The sequence below is a fragment of the Pedobacter foliorum genome, from assembly GCF_013266735.1.
In the GTDB taxonomy this organism is placed as follows: domain Bacteria; phylum Bacteroidota; class Bacteroidia; order Sphingobacteriales; family Sphingobacteriaceae; genus Pedobacter; species Pedobacter foliorum.
In genome coordinates this window covers 20,279-40,676 of record NZ_JABSNU010000025.1, presented here as the reverse complement: position 1 = coordinate 40,676, position 20,398 = coordinate 20,279, and the positions used below count along the sequence as shown (strand labels likewise).

Below are 20,398 nucleotides of genomic sequence, written 5' to 3'. Positions count from 1 at the left end.
AAAATCAATAAGTTAAATCAAATTTAAAACGAAAAAAAACAACTTAAATTGTTAATAATCAAGACTATAGGAATACAGGTAGACGCAAAAGAGCCCGTATCACGATTTATGATACAGGCTCTTTTCAAACGAATGCCTTGCAAACCTATCCATTCTGCTGATCAAGCCATTTCTTCTCTACAACATAAGAGATGATCAATCCCAAACCTCCAAAAATGAAGATCAATCCGAAAAATAGTGCTGCTGCTTGTTCATCTTCTATACTTGTTTGCATCACAATGAATAATGCAGTAAGTAAGCCTAACCCTAGGCCAACCATCAATAATCCAAATTTTAAGCTTAAAAAAGGAGTCGGGGCACTTTGTCTGGCTTTTGCTATTCCCGGATCTATTCCTCGTTCTATCATTGCCATTTTTTCTTTGTTCGACATGTATCTTATGCCAAATACCATCGCTGTTGCGCAAACAAAAAGGCTTATAAATACTAATTCTGGTCCCATATTATTCTATTTTAGTGTTCTATTATGTTTTGTTATTCCGAATTCGAATTCGTGTTCTGTGTACTATGACTACATCAAAATTTATCAGGTTACACAGATTTCAAAAAAATGTTTCTCGCAGATATTTTATCTTTATTTAAGCAGCAGCTCATTTTTTATCCTATGTAAAGTGATCGGCAGCTCAATCACCCTAATTTTGCAGAAAAAAAATTATGAACTGGATCATTTTAATTATAGCCGGATTGTTTGAAGTTGGATTTACCACCTGTTTAAAGCTGTCCAATAACTTTACTAACCTTAAATGGAGTGTTGCCTTTGCAGCATGTATTATGTTAAGCTTTTACTTCTTAAATAAGGCAACTCAAACCTTACCAATGGGAACTGCATACGCTGTGTGGACGGGTATAGGTGCTGTAGGTACCGTAATAGTCGGGATTGTATACTTTCAGGAGCCAGCTAATTTCTGGCGTATATTCTTTATTGTAACGCTAATTGGATCGATATTAGGGTTGAAGTTCTTTGCAGGAAGCCATTAGTTTTACGCGTTCGTCATCCTGAATTTATTTCAGGACCTCTCAAGCGCTATTCCGCCTTGCAAGTGCGAGGTCCTCCTGAAATAAATTCAGGGTGACGACATAATTCCTGTAACCTACAGGCATGCACTAGCGTCATAGCTTGTATATGCAACAGCAAACAGACCAAGACTTAATTACTGAAGTCCTGATGGGTAATACCGCTTCCTACTCGGAGTTGGTAAAGCGCCATCAGCGCTTTGTATTTACCCTTGCCGTTCGCTTTGCTAAAAACAGAGAAGATGCAGAAGAAATAGCCCAGGACTGCTTTGTGAAAGCATACCGGGCACTTGGTACATTTAAGCAAACTTCTAAGTTCTCTACATGGCTATATACCATAACTTACACAACAGCGATGTCTTTTTTGCGCAAAAAACGGATTGAAACGCAATCCATACATGGCGAAGAAAACGAACTGCAATTAGAAGGGCATAAATCTGATTTAAGTGGTAATTTAGCAGAAAGCAGGTCGACCAACAAGTACCTGGATGAGGCAATCGCTACGCTTCAGCCCGATGATGTAATGATTGTTACCCTATTTTATAAAGGAGAACAAAGCTTAGAAGAGATTGCTCAGGCATTGAATATGCCGGCAAATACAGTCAAAATCAGGCTGCACAGAGCAAGAGCGAAGCTTAAAGAGCGATTAGAATTTTTATTAAAAGATGAGGTAAAGGAATTGTTATGGAACTAAACGACGAAGAATTAACCAGATTATTGAAAGACATGGAGCTAGAACAGCCGTCTATGTCGTTCACTCGTAATGTAATGGAGCAGGCTAAGCTAGAAAGGGCTCCGATATCATTAAAAACACGCGTCGATAACCGAATTATCTATGGTATCGCTGCTATTTTTGTGGCCTTTATTGTTGGTGTTTTTGTATATGCAATAGCCAATACCAGCGTTACCTATAAATTGCCGGAGGTAAAAATAGACCTTGGCGGAGCAGTTGATAAGACTTTAACCCCAGGGTTTTTAGCTGTCTTCCTGTTTATAGATGTTATTATCGCATTGATATACTTTGATAGCATCCTAAGAAGAAAAAGGGCTAAAACCCTTTAAAAAACTATTTTATCTCTATAGGAAGCTCAACGAAAGTCTTATCCCAGGCAATAATTAAATTTGCCCCTTTGTCCTGCGCTGTAAAGGTAATGCATAACGATTCAACAGTACTGGTTAAAGCTTTTACCGGAACATCAACTCTTACCAGATCTTTGTCCTGATTGTAGAATAAACCCCATTTATCAGTCTGTTTATTGATGATCAGCGTCCAGATGTCTTTATTTGGAATAGCAAATAAGCTATAAGAACCGGTTTTTATCTTTTTGCCACCAATAACTACCGGTTTAAAGAATTTAATCTCTGTTGATTCATTTGCACCAACACGCCATACTTTGCCAAATTGCTCAAGCACACCAAAAATTTCGCGTCCTTTTTTAGCGGGACGAGAGTAGACTACCTTGATTAGAGGAGCCGAATCGTCTTTTGCTTTCGCAACATTAGTAGGGAAATAAGCAATATCAGCAGGGCTAGAGTCAACCGCAGGGAATTTTACATCCTGAGCCATTGTTTTGCCGGCAAACATTGCAAATAACGCAAAAACCAATAATTTCTTCATAGGGAGAAGGTGTGGTTAAGAAAACCGAGGTTTAGTATTCGCGTCCTTTTACGATTCCATTTAAGAAAATGGCGCCAAAAATAAAGCCGACGATGCCTCCTAAAATAGCAGCTCCGAAACTTCCGGTTGTAATAACAGCTGTTAAAATTCCAAAGAACATACCTAAAATGTAATAAACCCAGTCAAAACTGTTGTTGTTTTCTTGTTCAGTCATTATAATAAATACTTAGGCCGCAAAGATATTGATTTATTTTATCTGTGTATAATTTAATCTCTAATTGCTATAAAAATTAAGGCTTATTAATAACCGCTACAGTAAGTCTACTCACACAATTCATTTTGCCTTTATCGCTATAAATCTTGATTTCCCAGACATGAGTTTTCGCGCCAATATGCAGCGCCTTGCAAATACCCGTTACAAGCCCGCTCTTTACAGGGCGTAAATGATTTGCGTTTACTTCCAAACCAACAGCTACATACTTTTCAGGGTCGATACACATATAAGAAGCAACACTACCAAGGGTTTCGGCCAATACAACCGAAGCACCGCCATGTAATATTCCGGCCGGTTGATGGGTGCGTTCATCAACCGGCATGGTTGCAGTTAAAAAGTCTTCGCCCACCTCAGTGAATTGTATGTCTAAAAAGCCGCCCATGTGGTTTTTAGGACGGTTATTTAATTTTGCCGGAGAAAATTCAGTAAACCAGATCATAGATATCGTTCTTTAATGATTCCTAAATGATGCATAATATGGCCCGCCATAACGAACAGGATTGCCCTAACAGTAATCTGTCTTTCGGAAGCAGTTCCGCTTCGGTTAAGCTCCTTTTCTGTTAGAGACTTGAATAAATACAGATTCGACTTTCGTAAAAGGGCAAACTCTTCTGATAGACTTAACAAACTTCTGTCCGAAAAGTGTGCATTGGCTACATAATCATCCTCTTCAAAACCGGGTAGCGCATGTTGTTCACCACGGGCAAAGCACATTAGGCGGTACACGAATACACGCTCGGAATCGATAATATGACCAATCAATTCTTTGATGGTCCATTTTCCGGGAGCATAGGCGTAATCTGCCTTTTCTATTAGGGAATTAATAAAATCTGGAAATTCTGTGGACTGTTTTTCAAGTTGTTCCATTACATCGTCGCCAACTAGCTTAATGTATGTTTCAGCCCATACGGGGTACTCATGCGTTTGAGGTCGGTTCATAAGTTATGCTGCTTTTTAAAACTATACGAAATGTTGTGCCTTTACCAAGTTCTGATTCTTTGACGAATATTTGTCCGCTGTGGTAGTTCTCGATAATACGTTTGGTAAGGGATAAACCTAAGCCCCATCCGCGTTTTCGGGTGGTATAACCGGGTTGGAAAACGGCATCAAATTTAGATCTGGCAATACCTTTTCCGGTGTCGGTTACATCAATAAGAACTTCCTCTTTGGCTAAGTTTTCAATGATGTTTATGGTAATGGTACCCTCGTTTTCGATGGCATTGGCCGCGTTTTTAAGGAGATTCTCGATTACCCAGTCGAAAAGAGGGACGTTTAATAATGCACGCACCTGTTCATCGCCACTGATGGTGAAAATGATCTTGTCGGAGGTGCGTAATTTAAAGTACTCCACAAAATTGTAGATCACTGTGTAAACCACATGATCTTCTACGATTGGTTTGGAGCCTATTTTTGAAAAGCGATCGGTAATTACTTCTAAACGCTTAATGTCGTTCTCCATTTCGGCTATTAGCGGATCATCTTCGGCATCAAATCGTGACTTCATCAGTTCAACCCAAGCCATGAGGGATGAAATTGGTGTGCCCAACTGATGTGCGGTTTCTTTGGCCATACCCACCCATACCTGATCTTGCTCTGCCTTACGCGCGGAACTGAATGCCACATATGCTGTAAGTAGAAACAGGGCTATTACCGCTAATTGTATGTAAGGGAAGTAACGGAGCTGCGTTAAAGTGGTAGAGTCTTTATAGAAAATCCACCACCGTGTGCCATCCAAGCCGGTAATTGGGGTTGGAGAGTGCTGCTCTTTCATCTTTCTTAATTCGCGGGCGAAATAGGCAGGATCGTAGGTTACATTTACCTTTTTTTCAAGATCGTAATTGGTTTTGGTTGAATCTAAGCCCAGAAAACTAAGGATTTCCATCTTGGAGGAGTCCGTTATGATAATAGGCAGCTTAGTATTGGCTCTAATGAGCTCTATTAAGCTGGTATAGCGGTCGTCATCGTACATAATAAGCGACTGTTCTGTTACTTTTACATAAAGCTGAAGCTTTAATTGCTCTTCGCGCTCCACCTTTTTAACAAAGAAGTCACTATAAAAAACAGATGCTGTTCCAATAATAATGGCAAAGAACAGCAAAAAGAACTTCCATCGTCGTTTTTTCTCGTAAGGATTCATAGATTATGAAAAAGGCAAATTACAAAAATATATCTTTGCAGTGTTATTATGGAAAAGAAAGTAAGAGTAAGATTTGCCCCTAGTCCGACAGGAGGGCTGCATTTAGGTGGTGTACGTACCGCTTTGTTTAATTATCTGTTTGCTAAAAAGCACAACGGAACATTCGTTTTACGTGTTGAAGATACTGATCAGACGCGTTTTGTAGAAGGAGCAGAAGAATACATTGTTTCTTGTTTAGAATGGTGTGGAATGGCTCCGGATGAGAGTCCTCAGAAAGGTGGAGAATTTGGCCCTTATCGTCAAAGTGAGCGTAAAGCGACCTATAAACAATATGCAGATCAGTTAATTGCTGATGGTTACGCTTACTATGCTTTTGATACCCCGGAAGAGTTGGATGCTAAACGTAAGGAGATTCCTAATTTCACTTACGGATTGGCGACTCGCGAAGGAATGCGCAATTCACTTACTTTGAGCGAAGGTGAAGTAGCTGAACTTTTGGCCAATAACACGCCGCATGTTGTGCGTATTAAAATGCCTAAAGACGAATTGGTTTCCTTTACAGATCTGATTAGAGGACATGTAAGTTTTGATACCAACCTTGTTGACGATAAAGTTTTATTAAAGGCTGACGGCATGCCAACCTATCACTTAGCTGTTGTGGCTGATGATAAGGCAATGGAAATCAGTCATATTTTTAGAGGTGAAGAGTGGCTTCCATCTGCACCAATACATATTTTATTGTGGCGTTACCTTGGATGGGAAGACATCATGCCCCAGTGGGTTCATTTGCCTCTGATATTAAAACCAGATGGAAATGGAAAGCTAAGCAAGCGTGATGGCGACAGATTAGGTTTCCCGGTTTATGCACAAAACTGGACTGATCCTAAAACTGGAGATGTAACCAAAGGATTTAAAGAGCTTGGCTTTATGCCGGAGGCTTTTGTGAATTTATTAGCCATGCTTGGTTGGAACGATGGTACAGATCAGGAATTGTTCTCTTTAGCAGAGCTAATTGAGAAATTCTCTGTTGAGCGTATCAGTAAAGCGGGTGCTAAGTTTGATTTCGAAAAGGCCAAATGGTATAACCACGAGTGGATTAAAAATGCGGATGCTGAAAAATTATTACCAACTGTAAAAGCTGCATTTGCTGAGCAAAGCATCGAAATTAAAGATGACGCTGCTTTATTGAATGTAATCAATTTGGTTAAGGATAGATGTAACCTGTTGGGCGATTTTGTTGCACAGGGCGCTTACTTTTTTGTGGCTCCAGTTGAGTATGACTTGGCTGCGGTAAAACCAAAATGGACAGCCGAGAAAGCTGCATTTTTTGATGCTTATACCTCCATGATAACTGATAACGCTACTGCTGCGGAGTTAGAGGAGAAATTTAAGGAACTGGCGGGAACACATCAATTTAAACCAGGTGAGTTAATGTTGCCACTTAGAATAATGCTTGTTGGTGGTAAATTTGGTCCTGGAATATTTGATATTGCAGTTGCTTTAGGCGCTGCGGAAACTGTACAAAGAATAAAAAACGCGGTAACTGCTTTTAACTAATTATTCGTAAATTGGTATGACAATTGCCTCAGGTTCTTGTCATACCAAATTAAAGAATAATTATATGCAATGGTTCGGAAAAGGAAGCGGTAATATCGACGATAGAAGGGGAATGAGTGGTGGCACCATAGGTGGCGGTGTTGGTATTATCATTGTAGTTTTAGGTCTTCTTTTTGGGAAAGATCTAACAGGGTTGGTTAGTCAACTTCCCGTAAATAATGTTACACAAGCTGAAGGTAAAAAAGGAGACCCGACTGATGCAGAGGGTAAATTTGTTGATGGAGTTCTGGAATCAACAAACCAGGTTTGGGAGCAGCAGTTCCAAAGCTTAGGTAAGGAATACGAGAAACCGAGGATGGTATTGTTTACCAATATGGTGCAATCAGCCTGCGGAAACGCAAGTTCTGCTGTAGGGCCATTCTACTGCCCGGGAGATCATCAGGTATATATCGATTTGTCCTTTTATCAGGACTTAAAAAATAGATTCGGTGCAGCCGGCGACTTTGCTCAGGCTTATGTAATTGCTCATGAGGTTGGTCACCATGTACAGAATTTATTAGGCATTTCTGATAAAATGCAGAGAGCCAGAGGGCAGTTAAGTGAGGTTGAGTACAATCGCTTATCTGTTAAATTAGAATTACAGGCAGATTTCTTTGCCGGTCTTTGGGCGCATCATGCTCAAAACCTAAAAGACTTTAGATTAGATGAAGGGGATATAGAGGAAGCTTTAAATGCGGCCAATGCTATTGGTGATGATAAATTGCAAAAGCAGGCGCAGGGAGAGGTTGTTCCTGATGCTTTTACCCATGGAACATCTGCACAAAGAATGTATTGGTTTAAAAAGGGTTTTGAGACCGGAGACATTAATCAAGGGGATACTTTTAGTTCAAATCAATTATAAATAAGCCTATTAGTTTGTTATTCCTTTAAGATATATATAGGTTTAAACGTTCAATATTCTCTGGAGTTGTTTAACTTTAGATCAAAACTACTATACAAATTATTTGCTAATGCTAATTAGAAGCTTATTCCTCTTTACTAATGATATTAATTGTAGATGATACTCCAGAGAACCTGATTTCTTTAAAAAGGGTTCTTGAAAGGCATAATTTTGAAGTTGATACCGCATCCTCAGGTGAAGAAGCTTTAAAAAAAGTTCTTAAGAATGAATACGTCCTGATTATTCTGGATGTACAGATGCCGGGAATGGACGGTTTTGAAGTTGCAGAGGCCATCTCGGGGTATAGCAAAGCTAAAGAAACAGCCATCATCTTTTTATCAGCAGTAAATAAAGAGCTTAAGTTTATTACGAAAGGGTATTCATCGGGAGGCTTGGATTATATTACCAAGCCGGTTGATATGGATATTTTGCTTTTGAAAGTAAAAACGTTTTACCGGATTTATGAGCAGAGCAGAAAGCTAATTGAAATTCAGAAGGCATTGCTGGATGAAATTGAATACAGAAAGCAGGCAGAACGTAAAAAGGATGAATTTATCAGTATTGCCAGTCATGAATTAAAGACTCCGCTAACCAGCGTTAAGGGCTATATGCAATTGTTGGGAAGAAGCGTTGAAAAAGGCGACATCCCAACCGTAAAGAAACATCTGGAGAAAGCACAGATCCAGTTAGAGAAGCTAAATGAGCTGATTGCAGATTTACTGGATATCTCAAAAATTGAGAGCGGGAAGCTTAAGTTTAATAAGAAGTGTTTCTCGATTGATGAACTGTTGGATAGCGTAATTGACATTATTCGCCAGACTAATCCTGAATTCAATATCCTTAGAAAAGAAAAAATAGGCCTGGAAGTTTATGCCGATGAAATGCGGATTGAACAGGTAATTATTAACTTTTTGACGAATGCCATTAAGTATTCGCCGGGCACCAGCGAAATACAGATCAATGTGAATGTGATTGGTGAAAAGGTTTATGTGGGGGTTCGCGATTTTGGAATTGGGATTGCACCAGATCAGCAAAAATCAGTATTCGATAAGTTTTATAGGGTAGAAGAAACAGCGATACATTTTCAGGGCCTAGGCATTGGATTGTTTATTTCTGCCGAAATCATAAAAAGGCACGGGGGAGAGGTTGGCGTGAAAAGTACGCCCGGTGAGGGATCTGAGTTTTATTTCATTTTACCTATAAATTCTGGTGCTGAGACAGACTAGCTGAAACAGATTAAAAGACATTAATTTTATGAAAGAAGAATCTTTAAGAAATAATCTCCGATTTGGCTTAGGGCTATCGTTATTGATACTTTTTATCTCCTCGATGGCATCTTTTGTAAGCATAAAGAACCTTATTCAGAATGCAGAAATGGTTTCGCATAGCAATGTGGTTATGACTGATCTGGATGGCGTAATATCGACACTAAAAGATGCGGAAACAGGTCAGAGGGGCTATTTGCTAACTGGTGACAAGGTTTTTCTGGAACCATATAGAGGCGCAAGGGAAACTGCGATTAACCTATTAAACAAAATTAGCGCTGATACAAGAGACAATCCGTTTCAGCAGAAAGGCGCTAAAGAGTTGCAGGATATTATTGAAGGCAGGCTAGATATTATTGACAATACCATTGATTTAAAGGGCAAAGGAGGGAGCGTTAGCACAAGCCAGTTGTTGGATGGAAAGGTGTATATGGATAAAGCCAGAGCCACCATAAAGAAAATGCAGGCCGAGGAAAAGCGATTGCTTGACAACAGGACTGCTAGTATGAATAAATTGGCAGGATATACTCCGATTTTGATTCTTATTGCCGCGTTTTTTGCCATTTTAATTACTGTATTTTTTTATAGAAGGGTTTCATCAGACTTTAATACCCGAAGGAGATTGCAGAAAGAATTGCAGCAAAAGAAGGATGAGATGGACAATAGGATTGAGGTTATTCAGGAGATTGCAGCTCAGGTTTCTAGTGGAAACTACCAGATCAGGATGAATGATGAGCAGAAGGATGGCTTGGGTAGTTTATCCGGCTCATTGAATTCAATGGCTGAATCGCTTCAGTATTCTTTTGCGCTTTTAGCAGATAAGGAATGGCTCCAATCGAGTATTGCTTCTCTTAATGATAAAATGGTGGGTGAAAAGAGTGTTGAGGAGCTAACAAACGACATCATTGAGGACATTATAGCACACACAAATAGTACGGTAGGTGCTTGCTATTTATTAGAGGATGATGAACGATTGCATCTTGCAGGAAGTTATTCGTTGGCAACAAATGGGGCAAAAGAAAGATTAGAAGTTGGAGATGGCCTTGTTGGGCAGGTGTTTAAATCGGGAAAGCAGATACTAATCAATGACATCCCCGAAGGGGAGATGACGATTAGCTTTACTGCCGGGACTACCAAACCCCGTAATATTGTTGCATTCCCTATAATAAGGCATAATGAGGTAATTGGAGTAATGGAATTGGGCTCTTTGGGTGCATATAGTCCATTGCAATTGGAATTCTTTAATAGTACTTCTAGCAATATTGGCGTTGCAATACATGTAGCGCAGAACCGTAAAAAGCTGCAGGAGCTTTTAGAAGAAACTCAGGCACAGGCAGAAGAATTGCAGGCTCAGCATAGTGAATTAGAGGGGTTAAATGCCGAACTGGAAGCTCAAACACAAAAAATACAGACTTCAGAAGAAGAGTTAAGGGTACAGCAGGAGGAATTGTTGCAGAGTAACCAGGAGCTTGAAGAAAGGACCAGTTTGCTTGAAGAAAAGAACCAACTGATACAGGAGAGAAACTTAGATATACAGCAGAAAGCAGAGCAATTGGAGCAGAGCACTAAGTATAAATCGGAGTTTCTGGCCAATATGTCGCACGAGCTGCGTACCCCTTTAAACTCGATACTCTTGTTGTCTAAATTGATGTCGGAGAATAAAGAACTTGACAAAGAATACGTAGAGTATGCGGATGTAATTCAGAGCTCTGGACAGGGATTACTGGGGCTGATTGATGAGATACTCGACTTGTCTAAAATAGAGGCAGGTAAAATGAAACTTGAGTTCGATGACATCAGTATTAGTGAGGTTGTAACGGATATGCGCTCATTATTTGATCCATTGGCTAAGAGTAAGGGGTTAAATCTGGTTATTGATGTAGACCAAAATATAAATACCATTAATACCGATAAAATGCGGTTAGAACAGATCTTAAAGAACCTGCTTTCTAACGCAATTAAATTTACAAGTCATGGTAAGGTTTCGTTAACAGTTTCCCGAGATGAAGCGAATAAGTACACCCTGTTTAAAGTTACTGATACAGGCATCGGTATTCCTGGTGATAAACTTGGGCTGATATTCGAAGCCTTTCAGCAGGCTGACGGTTCGACCAGAAGGAAGTTTGGGGGTACAGGACTTGGTCTTTCTATAAGTAGAGAGTTGGCTAAGCTTTTAGGCGGCGAAATTGAGTTGACCAGTAAGGAAAATGTAGGTAGTGAGTTTACTTTTTCTTTGCCCGTGGATCGATTAGCTGTAGTTAAGCAGGAAGAATTACATGCGGAAGAGACTTTAGCTCAGGTAGAAAAACAAAAAGAGGTTGTTCTGGAACGATTTACTGTTGATCGCATTCCGCAAGAAGTGGAGGACGACAGAGACAATATTAATGAAGATGATAAGGTAATCTTAATTGTAGAAGATGATACTGCATTTGCTAAGACCCTTTTGAATTTTACGCGTAAAAGGAATTATAAAGGCATTGTAGCGGTAAGAGGAGATGTAGGGATAGAATTGGCCAATCATTATAAACCGCTGGCTATCTTATTGGATATTCAACTTCCGGTTAAAGATGGTTGGCAGGTAATGGAAGAGTTAAAGTCTAATCCTAAAACCAAGCATATTCCTGTTCACATCATGTCGTCGCTTGAGGTTAAAAAGGAAAGCTTATTGAAAGGAGCGGTAGATTTTATTAATAAACCGGTTGCTCTTGAGCATATGGCTCAGATTTTCCAAAAGCTTGAGCATGCATTAACCAAAGGGCCTAAAAAAGTACTTATTGTAGAGGAAAATAAGCAGCACGCACAGGCTTTAAGTTATTTCTTAAGTAACTATAATATCAATACTCAGGTAGCTAATAATGTTACCGAAGGGATTGGTGCTTTACAGGAAAAAGAAGTGGATTGCGTGATTCTGGACATGGGAATCCCTGATAAAAATGCCTACGAGACGCTAGAAACCATAAAGAAAAGTGAGGGATTGGAAAACTTGCCGATCATCATCTTTACCGGGAAAAACTTATCTAAAGGAGAAGAAAGCAGAATTAGGCAATACGCAGACTCAATTGTGGTTAAAACAGCTCATTCTTATCAGCGGATATTAGATGAGGCCGGTCTGTTTTTGCATCTTATAGAAGAAAAAGAACAGGATGGCAAGCATAAAAAGCAGGCTTCTGAAAAGCTTGGAGGTTTGTATGAAGTGCTGAATAACAAAACAGTTCTGATTGCTGATGACGATGTAAGAAATATATTCTCATTAACAAAAGCACTGGAACAGCATAAAATGAAAGTTTTAGCAGCTACCGACGGAAAAGAAGCGCTACAAATGCTTAAAGAGAATCCATTGATAGATATTGTGCTAATGGATATGATGATGCCTGAGATGGACGGATATGAAAGCACAAAGGAAATCAGAAAGATTCCTGCATATAAATATTTACCAGTTTTGGCTGTTACTGCCAAGGCAATGATGGGCGACAGGGAGAAATGCATTGCAGCAGGTGCATCAGATTACATCTCGAAACCTGTTGACATTGATCAGCTGATCTCATTATTGCGTGTTTGGCTTTACAATAAAGTGTAACTATATGGCGAAGAAAGTTTTAATAATTGATGATGATAATAGGAACATTTTTGCCTTGTCAGCTGTTTTAAAAGCAAAGGGCTATCAATGTTTAACGGCAACTGGCGGCGAAGAGGGGATAGACCTGCTTAAAGAGAATAAAGAGATTGCTGTGGTGTTGATGGATATGATGATGCCTGGGATGGACGGATACGAAGCTATTGCCAAAATAGATGAAAGTCCGGAGATTAAGCATATCCCTGTAATAGCGGTTACTGCACAGGCTATGGTCGGTGATAGGGAACGTTGTATTAATGCTGGTGCGGTTGGTTATGTTTCTAAGCCCATTAATGTTGAAGAGTTAACAAGTTTGCTCATAAAGTATATTTAACTGAATTGGAACTCTCTGTAATTAACGACGATCATGTTGAGGTTTTACTCTCAGACCTACTGGAGCAGTATGGATATGATTTTACAGGGTATTCAAAAGCGTCTTTAAAGAGAAGAATTGCACGGTTGTACAGCCTGGATAGGGCGGTAAGTTTTGCAGAGTTCAGATATAAGATAAATAATGATAGTTTATACTTTAAGCGGTTTGTAGAGCAGATTACAGTTAATGTAACAGAAATGTTTAGAGACCCCTCTTTTTTTAAAACATTAAGAGATGTAGTATTGCCAAAGCTCGGAACATACCCATTTATCCGGATTTGGCTTGCAGGCTGTTCAACAGGAGAGGAAGCATATTCGATCTCTATTATTTTGAAAGAGCTAAACCTGCTTCATAAGTCTTTAATCTACGCTACAGATTTAAATCCGATCGTATTGGAGAAGGCTGCGCAAGGTATGTTTGGGATGAATAGCATGAAGCAGTATTCTGAGAATTACATCTTATCTGGTGGTTTAAAAGACTTTTCGAGCTATTATACTGCTAATTATTCGTTGGCAAAGTTTGATGACGAACTGAAAAGCAAGATTATATTTTCTACGCATAATCTGGTTTCTGATTACTCATTTAATGAGTTTCAACTCATTTTATGTAGAAATGTGCTGATCTATTTTGATAGGGAGCTGCAGCAGAAAGTATTAAATCTGTTTGATGAGAGTCTCGAAGAATTAGGTTATTTGGCTCTCGGAAGTAAGGAAACAATTAACTTCTCAGGAATTACTGACAAGTATAAACGATTGGATTCAGAGAAAATCTGGAGGAAAATGGAACGATGAAAAAGTGTGAAGCATTTATTATTGGAGGATCTGCGGGGAGTTTGGATGTGCTTTTAAAAGTACTGCCAATAATTAATGCTGCAATAAAGTTCCCAATTGTTATTGTTATCCACCGTAAGCACGGAACAGATTCTTTATTGCCTGATTTATTGTCGAGCCGTACTAAACTTAAAGTTAAAGAGGTAGATGAAAAGGAGCCTCTGATTGCAGGTACTATTTATATCGCTCCTTCAGATTATCACTTACTAATAGAACAGGATAGAACATTTTCATTAGATTATTCAGAGAAAATCAACTACTCGAGGCCTGCAATTGACGTTACGTTTCAAACTGCGGCAGAGGTTTATAAAGAAAAATTGGCCTGTCTTCTGTTATCGGGATCGAACTCTGATGGGGTAAATGGATTGAAAACCGTTAAACTTTGGGGTGGTACAGCTTTAATTCAGGATCCAAAGACTGCTCAGGTAGCTTACATGCCGGCACAAGCGCAAGCTAATGTGAAAATAGATAGCGTTTTAAGTATAGAAGATATTGCAGAATTTATAAATTTGTTATCTTAAACTTTATAGTTAACCATAGCCTCAAAATGGAGAAGAATAAAAGAGTGTTCTTGTTTGATGATAATGCAGAAATTTTAGAATTGTGCACAATTATTCTGGAAGACGCAGGTTATGACATTAAGACGTCGTCGACGTCTAATAATATTATAGACCAGGTGTTATCCTATGTGCCGGACATTATTTTTATGGACAATTGGCTTCCTGATGTAGGTGGTATAGATGCCACCAAAGAGCTTAAGGGGCATGAGACACTGAAAAGCATTCCGGTAATCTATTTCTCTGCTAATAACGACGTAAAAGCCTTAGCTGCGGAAGCAGGAGCTGATGGTTATCTGTCTAAGCCATTTGATATTCAGGAACTGGAAGATATTATTAGCAAGCACCTAGCTGTTTAAAAAAGAAATAATAAAAATGCCCTGCATCATAATTGATGCAGGGCATTTTAGTACATATTCCGCTTAGGTTATTTCACACCTAATACATCAACACCTTGTTCAAAGATGATGTCAACAGGGATTCCCTTTTTAGTTAATTTATCTAAATCTGTTTGAAGTTCTGGAGAAATAACCGCGTTTTCTTTTTGCGTTTTCTCTACAGCAGCTTTGTCTCCATTTCCTTGAAGGGTTATAATTAAGTTACTTAGCTTATTCATTGCAGTTTCAAACTTAGCAAAATCGACTTTGTAGGTGCCGTTTTCGTTTCTAATGAAAGCGCCATTCTCTTTAAAGAAATTGAAACATTGCATATTGGCTTTACCATGTGCACTTGCTGCTCCAAACCTTACTGAACGAAGGATACCAGCCATATAAGTAGTATAAAACTGTTTTATATCGCCTTCCAGTTCTCCTTTTTTAAGCAATCCGGTAACCATGTAAAGACCTAAAACATCGGCTTTGCCTTCTTCAAGCCATGAATATTGTTCCTGTAAAGCTTCCTTAACAAATCCTTTGCCTGTAATGGTTTTTTTAATACCTAAACCATGAGCAACTTCATGGAACATTACATTCGCAAAGAAAGCATCAAAATTGATGTATTGCTGCTGATCTTTATCAATAAGCTCTTTTGCAATCGGGATAAGAATTTTGTCAAATTTGGCTTTCATTGCGTTTTTCAACTGCGAGCGCCTTGTGCCTTTCTTTTGCTGAATGATCTCGTCATTTGGAAGGTTTACAGCTATTGTTTTTGACCCTGCATTGCAATCACCGGCATAATAAACTACATCATACGCATTCAATTCAGAGTCTGTGCCTGGTTTTTCTTTCTTGTATTTAGCATCAACAGGCAACCCTTGTTGTAGTTGCGGAAGCATACTTACATATTTGGCTAATCGTTTACTCCATACTTTATCTTTTATCAATACATAAGCTTCGTAAGACGCACGTGCATTGAATAATTTGTCTTCATAATTCTCGATAGGGCCAATTATAATATCAAGATTATTGGTTTTCATATCTAACCATGCGTAATCACTGGCAGTATAGTTGTCGGTTACCAGGGCATCTGCACGTAGTGTTAAGTATTTCTTAAGTCCTGCGTCTTCAGCAAGTAATGCAGCTTGTTTTAAGAGGTTCGAGGCTTTTTGAAGCTCGGTGGCAAAAAGTACATGGTAAGGAATTGAAGTTAATTTGCCTGTGCTATCCTTTTTTACAACAGAGTATTGTCCGTATTTATCCTTCACATCAGAGTTTTTAAGCTCTTCTTTGGTCATGCCCGCAGGATAGAAGCTGGCTGCGTCTGGCTTAGGGCCAATGCCTGCTACAAACGGTTTATCGCCATTAAGTCTATCCCAGGGACCATAGTTAATCCAGATAAAAGACTTTGTTTTTTCATCCTTTATCGTGTTTAATAAACTATCTCTTTGAGGGTAGGCTTGCCTCCAAAACAACTCATCCATTATTTGAGCAGATTGTATTAATAGAGGGAGTATTTTGCGCTCATTAATGGTTAGGTCATTTAGATTGCTGGTTAGCTTTACCTTTTCATAGATATCAAGACGGTCATTTACATAATTCTGTAAGCTATCGTTTGATGAAGTTATTTTTTCTTTACCGTTTGTGTTTTTGTCTTGGGGACCGCCACATGAAGCGATTCCTGCAATTATTGAGCATCCAGCAATAAAAAGACTTGCTTTGCTAATGTTTTTCATATATGATTTTTTTTGCACCTGTGAAGCTATCATAAGCAATTATACGTTAGTTATATAAGCAAATAAGGCTTATAATAGTTTCATGTTTTAGTTAGTGTTTTTATGACTACATGGCCTGCATTAGGCAAAGCAGGTTTGGTAGCACAGATTTAATTGCGACTAAAGTAGTAAAAAATAGTAATTTCACACCCTCTATCTTTTCATTATGATACATCAGATCAAATTTAAAAAAAACTACCTCTATATTTTTGCTATTCTTATACTTTCGTCCTGTTCTACAGGTAAATATGCTGCTACAAACAAGGTGTATAAGAAAAAGGCGGGGGAGTTTGCAGAGACTATAAAATCAATGCCTCCCACAGATCAGGGGGCTTCGCTTCCTGATCCGGCGCTTCAGTCGTGGGTTGGGTCAGTTAATTTTGGAATACGCAGGCCTAATTTTGTAATTCTTCATCATACTGCTCAGAAATCTTCTGACCAGACTATAAAAACTTTTACAATTGCCAAAACAGAGGTGAGCGCACATTATGTGGTTGGAAGAGATGGTAAGGTAATTCAGATGGTAAATGATTATTTAAGAGCTAATCATGCCGGTGTTGGCAAGTGGGGTAACGATACGGATTTAAACTCTTCTTCTATTGGGATTGAGATTGATAATTCAGGTACTGAGCCTTATTCTGAGGTTCAGCTACAAAGCTTAATGACTTTGCTTTCTACATTAAAAACCAGATATAAAATCCCAACGGCAAACTTTATCGGCCATTCAGATGTGGCGCCGAGGAGAAAGGTTGATCCGGCTAATTTTCCATGGAAAAGATTCGCAGAAAAGGGGTATGGGTTGTGGTATGATAGCGTTCTTGTAATGCCGCCAGATAATTTTGATACTACGTTGGCGTTGAAGATTATTGGATATGACGTTAGTAATGTTCCAGCTGCAATTGTAGCATTCAAGATTCACTTTGTGCAAACAGATGTAACACCGGAATTGACGCCGGCGGTTAAGCTGATTCTGTTTAATTTGTATAAAAAGTATATGTAAAAAAAACGGTCTGATCATTCGAATGATCAGACCGTTTTTTTAGTCGTTAGGATAATAATCCTGCCTATTTATTGGCTTTCGCCCAGGCATCTTTAAGGGAAACGGTACGGTTAAATACCAGGTTTTCCGGAGTAGAATCTTTATCTAAGCAGTAGTATCCTTTTCTGATAAACTGATAACGAGCATCCTTATCTGCATTTGCTAAGTAAGGCTCTATATACGCTTGTTTTATGATTTCAATGCTGTCTGGGTTCAAATAGTCTTTGAAATCGCCTTCTTCAGCATCTGGAGATTCCGAAGTAAATAGACGATCGTACATTCTTATCTCAGCGCTTTTAGCGTGTTTGCTGCTAACCCAATGAATAGTGCCTTTAACGTTGATGCCACTTGTATCTTCTCCACTCTTAGATTCAGGAATATAAGTACAGTATATTTCAGTTACATTACCATCAGCATCTTTCTTAAAGTCTTCGCATTTCACAATGTAAGCATGTTTAAGTCTTACCATTGCTCCCGGAGCTAGTCTGAACCATTTTTTTGCAGGCTCTTCCATGAAGTCTTCGCGCTCAATCCATAGTTCATTGCTGAAAGGGATTTCTCTTGTTCCGCCTTTATCTTCTGCTTCAGGATTGTTTTCACCAATAAGGATGTCGTTTTGTCCTTCAGGATAATTGGTAATGATCATTTTGATAGGATCTAATACCGCCATAACCCTGTTTGCAGTTTTATTTAAGTGCTCACGAACACAGAACTCCAAAAGACTAAGTTCAATAAGGTTCTCTCTTTTAGCAATTCCGATTCTTTCGCAAAACTCTCTGATACTTTCCGGAGTGTAACCACGACGTCTTAATCCGCTTATTGTAGGCATACGAGGGTCATCCCATCCGCTTACCACACCTTCGTTTACCAATTGAAGTAGCTTACGCTTACTCATAACCGTATAAGAAAGGTTTAAACGGGCAAATTCGTATTGTTTAGAAGGGAATATTTCAAGTTTCTCAATTAACCAATCGTACAATTCGCGATGCGCCACGTACTCAAGAGTACAGATAGAATGTGTAATGCTTTCAATGCTATCACTTTGTCCATGTGCAAAATCGTACATTGGGTAAATGCACCATTTGTTGCCTGTTCTGTGATGTTCTGCATGTTTAATACGATAGATAACTGGATCCCTCATGATCATGTTAGGGCTAGCCATATCTATTTTCGCACGCAGGGTGCAAGTTCCGTCAGGAAGCTCTCCACTTTTCATTCTGCTGAAAAGATCAAGATTTTCCTCAACGCTGCGGTTTCTGTATGGACTGTCTTTACCTGCTTCAGTAGGTGTTCCTTTTAATTCGGCAATTTCTTCAGCAGTGCTATCGTCTACGTATGCCAAACCTTTTTTAATAAGGGTTACGGCAAATTCATATAGTGAATCGAAATAATCAGAAGTATATAATTCGTTTTTCCATTCAAAGCCAAGCCACTTAATATCTGCCTGTTGACTGTCTACGTATTCGGTTTTTTCAGTAACCGGATTGGTGTCGTCAAACCTAAGGTTTGTGTAGCCGCCGTATTTTTTTGTTAGTCCAAAGTTTAGGCATATGGCTTTTGCGTGGCCTATATGCAAATATCCATTCGGTTCTGGTGGGAAACGGGTGATTAGTGTTTCGTATCTTCCGCTATTTAAATCGTTCTCAATGATTTCTTCAATGAAGTTCAATGATCTTTCTTCACTCATAAAAACTGTAAATTTAGTGCCAAAGTTAACATAAAAGCGCTAATTTACTTACATTTACCACCTACTATTAGTATAAATTATGAGCAAAACGTTAAACAGGCCGATACGGGTTTTAGTGGCAAAGGTTGGGTTGGATGGTCATGACAGAGGCGCAAAAGTTATTGCAACATCCTTACGGGATGCCGGTATGGAAGTAATTTATACAGGATTGAGACAAACTCCTGAGATGGTTGTAAATACCGCCTTGCAGGAAGATGTTGATGCCATTGGGATTTCTATCCTGTCGGGTGCTCACATGACTGTTTTCCCTAAAATTGTAGAGATCATGAAGCAAAAACAATTGACCGATGTTTTGCTTACAGGCGGAGGGATTATCCCCGAAAGTGACATGAAAAAGCTTAAGGAGATTGGTGTTGGGGAGTTATTTGCGCCCGGGACTACAATGGTGACAATAGTAGATTATATTAAAAATTGGGTTGCTGAAAACAGAAATTTCTAGATTATGGCTAATCAAAATATCTTATCGGAAATAAGGGACAATGTTCTTTATGTTACCATAAACCGTGAACATAAGTTAAATGCTTTAAATAAAGATACCTTGACTGAATTGGCGGAAGCAATTGAGCTTGCAGCGAATAATGACGAGGTGCGTGGAGTTTTGCTTACCGGAGCAGGAGAGAAAGCTTTTGTTGCCGGAGCTGATATTTCGGAGTTTTCTAATTATAGTATTGAAGAGGGTGAGGAGCTTGCGCGAGCTGGACATAAAAACGTATTTGATGCTATTGAAAGCTGTCCTAAGCCTGTGATTGCCGCTATAAACGGATTTGCTTTGGGTGGCGGACTTGAGTTGGCAATGGCTTGCCATATTCGTATTGCCTCAGATAATGCAAAGCTGGGCTTGCCGGAGGTTAGTCTGGGATTAATTCCAGGATACGGAGGTACGCAAAGATTAACTCAGTTAGTTGGTAAAGGCAAGGCGATTGAGATGATTACAACTGCTGATATGATTACCGCTGCTCAGGCAGAAAAAATAGGATTGGTGAATTATACTGTTCCACAAGCAGAGCTCATTGCTAAAGCGGAAGAAATTTTAAATAAAATAAAGCTAAGGGCGCCATTGGCCGTCGCTAGTGCTATAAAATCTATAAATGCATCATTGCAATATGATGTTGATGGCTTCGAAACTGAGATCAAAGAATTTGGTAAATGCTTTGATACTTTGGATTTTAAGGAAGGAACTACGGCTTTTCTTGAAAAGAGAAAACCGGTGTTTATCGGGAAATAAAGT

The 20,398-nt window shown here is 39.1% G+C and carries 22 protein-coding genes; 14 read left to right on the top strand and 8 right to left on the bottom strand.

Annotation, left to right across the window (positions count from 1 at the left end; genetic code table 11):
* Positions 1-145: 145 nt before the first annotated feature.
* Entirely contained in the window at positions 146-499 is a 354-nt protein-coding gene (locus HQN83_RS24805) for a DUF6249 domain-containing protein (RefSeq protein WP_173094390.1), read from the bottom strand.
* 212 nt (positions 500-711) lie between these two features.
* Between HQN83_RS24805 and HQN83_RS24800 the strand changes: the two genes are divergently transcribed.
* The 3 genes from HQN83_RS24800 (at position 712) to HQN83_RS24790 (ending at position 2,133) form a co-directional block, all read left to right on the top strand.
* Positions 712-1,035: a DMT family transporter gene (locus HQN83_RS24800; RefSeq protein ID WP_173094388.1), complete on the top strand. Its 324-nt coding sequence runs from the start codon at positions 712-714 to the stop codon at positions 1,033-1,035.
* Between the two features lie 145 nt (positions 1,036-1,180).
* On the top strand, positions 1,181-1,765 hold the full coding sequence (locus HQN83_RS24795) for an RNA polymerase sigma factor (RefSeq protein ID WP_173094386.1): 585 nt from the start codon (positions 1,181-1,183) through the stop codon (positions 1,763-1,765).
* Positions 1,756-2,133 (top strand): hypothetical protein, encoded by a 378-nt coding sequence (locus tag HQN83_RS24790; protein WP_173094384.1) that lies wholly within the window; start codon positions 1,756-1,758, stop codon positions 2,131-2,133. Before HQN83_RS24795 ends, HQN83_RS24790 begins: the two co-directional genes overlap by 10 nt.
* 4 nt (positions 2,134-2,137) lie before the next feature.
* Here the strand turns inward: HQN83_RS24790 and HQN83_RS24785 are convergent, their stop codons facing one another.
* The 5 genes from HQN83_RS24785 to HQN83_RS24765 form a co-directional block, all read right to left on the bottom strand.
* Positions 2,138-2,689 carry a DUF2911 domain-containing protein gene (locus HQN83_RS24785; protein WP_173094382.1) on the bottom strand — a complete coding sequence of 184 codons (552 nt, stop codon included), beginning with the start codon at positions 2,687-2,689 and terminating at the stop codon, positions 2,138-2,140.
* A gap of 31 nt (positions 2,690-2,720) precedes the next feature.
* The gene (locus tag HQN83_RS24780; RefSeq protein ID WP_173094381.1) at positions 2,721-2,903 is read right to left on the bottom strand and encodes a hypothetical protein; all 183 of its coding nucleotides are present in this window, start codon (positions 2,901-2,903) and stop codon (positions 2,721-2,723) included.
* 76 nt (positions 2,904-2,979) lie between these two features.
* Positions 2,980-3,402: a hotdog fold thioesterase gene (locus tag HQN83_RS24775; protein ID WP_173094380.1), complete on the bottom strand. Its 423-nt coding sequence runs from the start codon at positions 3,400-3,402 to the stop codon at positions 2,980-2,982.
* Positions 3,399-3,902: a DinB family protein gene (locus tag HQN83_RS24770; RefSeq protein ID WP_173094379.1), complete on the bottom strand. Its 504-nt coding sequence runs from the start codon at positions 3,900-3,902 to the stop codon at positions 3,399-3,401. Before HQN83_RS24770 ends, HQN83_RS24775 begins: the two co-directional genes overlap by 4 nt.
* Positions 3,880-5,100 (bottom strand): sensor histidine kinase, encoded by a 1,221-nt coding sequence (locus tag HQN83_RS24765; protein WP_173094378.1) that lies wholly within the window; start codon positions 5,098-5,100, stop codon positions 3,880-3,882. Before HQN83_RS24765 ends, HQN83_RS24770 begins: the two co-directional genes overlap by 23 nt.
* A gap of 48 nt (positions 5,101-5,148) precedes the next feature.
* Here HQN83_RS24765 and gltX point away from each other — a divergent pair, with 48 nt between their 5' ends.
* The 8 genes from gltX (at position 5,149) to HQN83_RS24725 (ending at position 14,594) form a co-directional block, all read left to right on the top strand.
* The gene (gene gltX, locus HQN83_RS24760; RefSeq protein WP_173094377.1) at positions 5,149-6,657 is read left to right on the top strand and encodes a glutamate--tRNA ligase; all 1,509 of its coding nucleotides are present in this window, start codon (positions 5,149-5,151) and stop codon (positions 6,655-6,657) included.
* A 64-nt stretch (positions 6,658-6,721) separates the two neighbouring features.
* A complete protein-coding gene (ypfJ, locus tag HQN83_RS24755) occupies positions 6,722-7,558 on the top strand; it encodes a KPN_02809 family neutral zinc metallopeptidase (protein ID WP_173094392.1) in 837 nt (278 codons plus the stop codon).
* 140 nt (positions 7,559-7,698) lie between these two features.
* Positions 7,699-8,823, top strand: coding sequence for a hybrid sensor histidine kinase/response regulator (locus HQN83_RS24750; protein WP_173094376.1), 1,125 nt, complete (start codon positions 7,699-7,701; stop codon positions 8,821-8,823).
* Between the two features lie 28 nt (positions 8,824-8,851).
* On the top strand, positions 8,852-12,439 hold the full coding sequence (locus HQN83_RS24745) for a response regulator (protein ID WP_173094374.1): 3,588 nt from the start codon (positions 8,852-8,854) through the stop codon (positions 12,437-12,439).
* 4 nt (positions 12,440-12,443) lie between these two features.
* Entirely contained in the window at positions 12,444-12,809 is a 366-nt protein-coding gene (locus tag HQN83_RS24740) for a response regulator (protein ID WP_173094372.1), read from the top strand.
* Between the two features lie 5 nt (positions 12,810-12,814).
* Positions 12,815-13,639: a CheR family methyltransferase gene (locus tag HQN83_RS24735; protein ID WP_173094370.1), complete on the top strand. Its 825-nt coding sequence runs from the start codon at positions 12,815-12,817 to the stop codon at positions 13,637-13,639.
* Positions 13,636-14,199 (top strand): chemotaxis protein CheB, encoded by a 564-nt coding sequence (locus HQN83_RS24730; protein ID WP_173094368.1) that lies wholly within the window; start codon positions 13,636-13,638, stop codon positions 14,197-14,199. The genes HQN83_RS24735 and HQN83_RS24730 overlap by 4 nt, the downstream gene beginning before the upstream one ends.
* A 26-nt stretch (positions 14,200-14,225) precedes the next feature.
* Positions 14,226-14,594, top strand: coding sequence for a response regulator (locus HQN83_RS24725; RefSeq protein WP_173094367.1), 369 nt, complete (start codon positions 14,226-14,228; stop codon positions 14,592-14,594).
* A 68-nt stretch (positions 14,595-14,662) separates the two neighbouring features.
* Here the strand turns inward: HQN83_RS24725 and HQN83_RS24720 are convergent, their stop codons facing one another.
* A complete protein-coding gene (locus HQN83_RS24720; RefSeq protein ID WP_173094366.1) occupies positions 14,663-16,345 on the bottom strand; it encodes a dipeptidyl-peptidase 3 family protein in 1,683 nt (560 codons plus the stop codon).
* 205 nt (positions 16,346-16,550) lie between these two features.
* On the opposite strand from HQN83_RS24720, the gene HQN83_RS24715 reads away from it, so the two are divergent.
* Entirely contained in the window at positions 16,551-17,384 is an 834-nt protein-coding gene (locus tag HQN83_RS24715) for an N-acetylmuramoyl-L-alanine amidase (RefSeq protein WP_173094365.1), read from the top strand.
* 64 nt (positions 17,385-17,448) lie between these two features.
* On the opposite strand, the gene HQN83_RS24710 is transcribed toward HQN83_RS24715, so the two are convergent.
* Positions 17,449-19,110: a glutamine--tRNA ligase/YqeY domain fusion protein gene (locus tag HQN83_RS24710; protein WP_173094364.1), complete on the bottom strand. Its 1,662-nt coding sequence runs from the start codon at positions 19,108-19,110 to the stop codon at positions 17,449-17,451.
* A gap of 79 nt (positions 19,111-19,189) precedes the next feature.
* Here HQN83_RS24710 and HQN83_RS24705 point away from each other — a divergent pair, with 79 nt between their 5' ends.
* Both HQN83_RS24705 and HQN83_RS24700 read left to right on the top strand, forming a co-directional pair.
* Positions 19,190-19,609: a cobalamin B12-binding domain-containing protein gene (locus tag HQN83_RS24705; protein WP_173094363.1), complete on the top strand. Its 420-nt coding sequence runs from the start codon at positions 19,190-19,192 to the stop codon at positions 19,607-19,609.
* A 3-nt stretch (positions 19,610-19,612) separates the two neighbouring features.
* Positions 19,613-20,395, top strand: a complete 783-nt coding sequence (locus HQN83_RS24700) for an enoyl-CoA hydratase/isomerase family protein (protein ID WP_173094362.1) — start codon at positions 19,613-19,615, stop codon at positions 20,393-20,395.
* The last annotated feature ends 3 nt before the right edge of the window (positions 20,396-20,398 follow it).